Origin of the sequence: Acinetobacter sp. UBA3132 (assembly GCF_002364825.1) — a bacterium.
Lineage (GTDB): Bacteria > Pseudomonadota > Gammaproteobacteria > Pseudomonadales > Moraxellaceae > Acinetobacter > Acinetobacter schindleri.
Genome location: NZ_DEZM01000008.1, coordinates 1 through 4,189 on the forward strand (window position 1 = coordinate 1; position 4,189 = coordinate 4,189).

Consider the following 4,189-nt stretch of genomic DNA (forward strand, 5'->3'; position numbering starts at 1 on the left):
AAGACAGACGTTGGGCAATTTTTGGATATTTATTGGCAAATTCACGGGAATGCTGGCTAAATTCCTGCAGCTGTTTTTCGTAATAAGGTAATAATTCTTCAATCGCGCTCATTCTTATTATGATCTTGGCAAAATAACATATTGTTGTGTGGTCGGTTTTAATAAAGCATCAAAAATTACAGGCTCATATAAAGGATGAATATTCAAATAGGCTTGAATGCTTAAGCACAGGCTACCCATATTATTTTCATCCAGCAGCATTTCTACCCGGACATGCTTAAGCCGTGGTTCATGTGCTGAAATAGATGCCTCAATCGAGCGACAAATTTTGTCACGATCCATCGGATTTGCAGTCGATAAGCCCACAAAATCAATAATTCCAAATTGCAGAATGGACTTTTTGACCAGCACATAATCATCAATCATATGGTTGAGCATGGCCATACGGCTGTTCAACAGATCCTCCAGATCCGCCGCAACTGCTTCACGCAACTGCTGAATTGACATGCCCTGTGCACGTGCTTCCTCTTGTGGCAGTAGTCGATCAAACAAGGTCGAACGGAATCCATAAGGATAAAGCTGATCCAGATTCATGTGTTTCCATCATCCATTTTAAATTTAATCATTCAGATAGAGGCCTGCAGGTGCAAGCCTCTAAATTCAGAAGCATTAAGCAGCGTAAGATGCCGTATTATTGGATAATGACCATTTTTTGGTTACCGCACCTTTCTGTGTACCGTTGATATCTTGCTGGTTATAAGTCCACTCAACCGCAGCATATTTCAGACCGAACGCTTCAGTCGGTACACCTTCTGCATTCACGCTTGGCATGACTTGAGAAACCAGAACGTGTTTCAGTTTGATCTGTAAGTACTTGATACGCTTGTCGCCGTTGGCACGGTAGAAGTCAATCTGAACTTCATCAAAGGTATAACCGGCAGAACATGCTTCCCAAAGTTTCGGGCTGGTAGCATCCAGATCTTTGACAAAAATCATGTCAGAATGTTCTACACGCTCAGCGGTATGGCCACCCACACTTGAAGACGTCGCAGATTTTGGCTGGCGAATATTGTGTGACCAGGAATTTACTTCAAGCCAACTTTTATGTTCAGAATCGCGTGATTCACCATCGACTTTATATTTGCCGCGAAATTGGACGTATATGTCTTTCATTGTTATTTTTATCCTGTTTTATAATCAATAATAGAAAATGCAACCGACCTAATTGCTCGATTGCGGCAGTTCAGTGACAAGTCGCAGGGATACAGACAACTCATCAAGCTGAAAATGTGGTCGCAAGAAGACCACTGATTTGTAGTGACCAGGTTCAGCTGGATTTTCTACAACCTTGATTGACGCTTCACGCAAAGGATATTGCGCCTTTGATTCCTGAGAGGCGCCGTCATCCAGTAATACATATTGAGATAACCAGTCATTCAGGAAGGCTTCAACATTGCCTGCAGAAGCAAAACTTCCCACCTTGTCACGCATCATCGCTTTTAAATAATGTGCGATACGTGAAACTGCCATGATGTACTGAATCTGGCTCGATAAAGCAGAATTGGCATTCGCGGCATCATTGTCATATTTTTTCGGCTTCTGAGCCGATTGAGCACCAAAAAACGCGGCATAATCGGTATTTTTGCAGTGCACCAGTGGAATAAAACCAAGATCACTCAGCTCTTTCTCGCGTCGATCCGTAATCGCAATTTCGGTTGGACATTTGAATACCACGTCACCGTCATGCGTTTTAAAGGTATGTACAGGAAGTCCTTCAACTAAGCCGCCGCCTTCGACACCACGAATCGCAGCACACCAGCCATGCATATCAAAAGCATTGGTTAAGCGAGTGCCGAAAGCATAAGCTGCATTCATCCACAGATATTCGTGATGATCTTCACCAGACACTTCTTCCACATAGTTAAAACCTTCAGTCGCGGTACCTTCTTTCGGATGATATGGCAAACGTCCCAATACACGTGGCATGGTCAATGCAACATAGCGTGCATCATCACTTTCACGGAATGAACGCCACTGTACATATTCAGCGGTTTCAAAAATCTTGGACGCATCGCGTGGACGATCAATATCGGTAAATGATTCCAGCCCAAACATGCTGGGGCTGGCGGCAGAAATAAACGGTGCATGTGCTGCTCCTGCCACATGGGAAATCTGTTCCAGTAAATACATGTCTGATGGTGTGCGATCAAACTCGAAATCACCAATCAAGGTGGCATAAGGTGCTCCACCGAAAGAGCCATATTCTTCTTCATAGATTTTTTTGAATAAATTGCTTTGATCAAAATCAGTGGCACTTTGGAAATCCTTGATCAATTCCTTTTTGGTGGTATTCAACATCCGGATTTTAATCAGAGCATTGGATGGTGTTTCCTGACAGAAATAATATAAACCACGCCAGGTTGATTCAATTTTCTGGAATTCTTCATGATGCATGATCTTGCTCAGCTGGGTTGAAATCAGGGCATCGATTTCAGCAATACGCTTGTCCAGTGCAAGGGTCATGTTATCGGATACAGTAATTGTTCCTGCCATGACTTCACGTGCCAGTTCACCAATCAGGCTTTTGGCACGGTCATGTTCTTCATTCGTACGCGCGATACGGCTACGCTCGACGATAGAGTCAAGTAATGAGTATTCTTCAACATTCAGGTGTTCAGCAGTTGCTGCATTTAAATTACTCATGCTCCGCCTCCACACTCATCTTGCGGATCTGATCAGTACTTTTTAGGACTTCATCCAGCAAATCTTCCAGACGTTCATTATTGGAAATTTTATTACGCAAATCGGTTAAACGTTCACGAGCTTCAACCAGTCGACGTAATGGATCAACCTGCTGCACGACCTGTTCTGGCTTAAAGTTATCCATGGAATTAAAGGTCAGGTCCACAGACATCTTGCCGCCCTCTTCGGTCAGGGTATTTTCAACCTGAAAATTGGCCCGTGGTGCCAGAGACTCCATCACTTCATCAATATTGTCTAAATCTACATTGATAAATTTCTTGTCTTTTAACTTGGTTTTTTCCAGTTCAGATGCTGCTGAAAAATCTCCCAGCACGCCGACCACAAAGGGCAACTCCTTGACTTCGCGGGCATCCCCAACTTCCACATCGTAAGTCAATTGCACACGTGGTGGACGAATCCGCTGTAATTTCTTCTGTACACTTTCACGCTTAGCCATATTGCTGATTCCTATGAATTATTTTTTATTAGTTGTTTCGAAGTGCACCAAATGGATTGGAGCTAGACTGGACATTTGGGAGGACGACCGGCTCTGTTTTTTTGGCGATAACATTACTGTTAGATATTTCTTTTGCTTTATTACGTGCAGGAGCACTTATACGTGTTTTAGCCGAGCTGTTTTTTTTACTCGCCGTGGTCACCTTTTTTTTCTTGTTGCCTGAATCCTTCTCTGCCCTTAGAGGCATAACCGTAACGGGTTGGGATAAACGTACATTGTCATTAAAAACTTTGGTAATGGCGTAGGTTTGTTCATTCAGCGGACGGATTTCTGTAGTGCGCATATAGTTCAGGGCATGATTAGAAATCGCGACACCAGCAAGGAAGCTAATATCTGTTAGTTGACGTGTTATGTAATTTTCACGACTTAATTGATCTACTGCTTGAAGTGCTTTCAGATGCAGACCACGATCCAGATAAAGTTGAGCAATATCGGCTTTGATTTTACGCTGTAAATTAAGATCTTTCCGAGCGGCTTTGGCACAAAGCTGTTCATACTGTTGCAGGATTTCTGGGTCAGTATCTCCTTCGGCCAGTGGATGCACTTTAAGACATGATTTTTTTAGGGTTGCAGCATGCGTCTGCATCAGACTCATCGTGCAGACAGCCAGCATCAGCACGAGTATGGAACTCATATTTTTTTTCAAAATTAGCCTCAAACTTTTCTTTTTCTGGTTATTCGATTTTTTTACTTGAAATGACTTTTCTCTATTTATTATTTAAAAATCATCTTGCGAATTTAACAAAAAATGATCACACTAAGTCAACAACAAAAATTGACTTTTGTAAAATATTTTTTAACAGTCTCTAAAAAAATGTTAAAGATTATATGACTTTTATTCTTTTAAAAAACATATAAACAGTTGGGTAAAAATTAATAGGAAGGACTGGTTCAATTGCAGTCATCCAACTAAATAACAAGAACAGCACA

At 41.9% G+C, this 4,189-nt stretch carries 6 protein-coding genes; all 6 read right to left on the reverse strand.

Going from position 1 to position 4,189, the window contains the following annotated elements; genetic code table 11:
• Positions 1-112 (reverse strand): type VI secretion system baseplate subunit TssF (locus tag B4033_RS00310; protein ID WP_286831044.1); only part of this gene is annotated, 112 nt, incomplete at its 3' end.
• A 5-nt stretch (positions 113-117) separates the two neighbouring features.
• Positions 118-594, reverse strand: a complete 477-nt coding sequence (gene tssE / locus B4033_RS00315) for a type VI secretion system baseplate subunit TssE (RefSeq protein WP_004809259.1) — start codon at positions 592-594, stop codon at positions 118-120.
• A gap of 75 nt (positions 595-669) precedes the next feature.
• On the reverse strand, positions 670-1,173 hold the full coding sequence (locus B4033_RS00320) for an Hcp family type VI secretion system effector (RefSeq protein ID WP_004809258.1): 504 nt from the start codon (positions 1,171-1,173) through the stop codon (positions 670-672).
• Positions 1,174-1,221: 48 nt separating this feature from the next.
• Positions 1,222-2,703 carry a type VI secretion system contractile sheath large subunit gene (tssC, locus tag B4033_RS00325; protein WP_286831039.1) on the reverse strand — a complete coding sequence of 494 codons (1,482 nt, stop codon included), beginning with the start codon at positions 2,701-2,703 and terminating at the stop codon, positions 1,222-1,224.
• Positions 2,696-3,199, reverse strand: coding sequence for a type VI secretion system contractile sheath small subunit (gene tssB, locus B4033_RS00330; RefSeq protein WP_004809254.1), 504 nt, complete (start codon positions 3,197-3,199; stop codon positions 2,696-2,698). Before tssB ends, tssC begins: the two co-directional genes overlap by 8 nt.
• 28 nt (positions 3,200-3,227) lie before the next feature.
• Entirely contained in the window at positions 3,228-3,893 is a 666-nt protein-coding gene (locus B4033_RS00335) for a hypothetical protein (protein ID WP_286831042.1), read from the reverse strand.
• Positions 3,894-4,189: the final 296 nt, after the last annotated feature.

Bases quoted from the DNA above. Each gene is read 5' to 3' on its own strand.
- tssE (WP_004809259.1), bottom strand. From the start codon at position 594: ATGAATCTGGATCAGCTTTATCCTTATGGATTCCGTTCGACCTTGTTT.
- B4033_RS00320 (WP_004809258.1), bottom strand. From the start codon at position 1,173: ATGAAAGACATATACGTCCAATTTCGCGGCAAATATAAAGTCGATGGT.
- tssC (WP_286831039.1), bottom strand. From the start codon at position 2,703: ATGAGTAATTTAAATGCAGCAACTGCTGAACACCTGAATGTTGAAGAA.
- tssB (WP_004809254.1), bottom strand. From the start codon at position 3,199: ATGGCTAAGCGTGAAAGTGTACAGAAGAAATTACAGCGGATTCGTCCA.
- B4033_RS00335 (WP_286831042.1), bottom strand. From the start codon at position 3,893: ATGAGTTCCATACTCGTGCTGATGCTGGCTGTCTGCACGATGAGTCTG.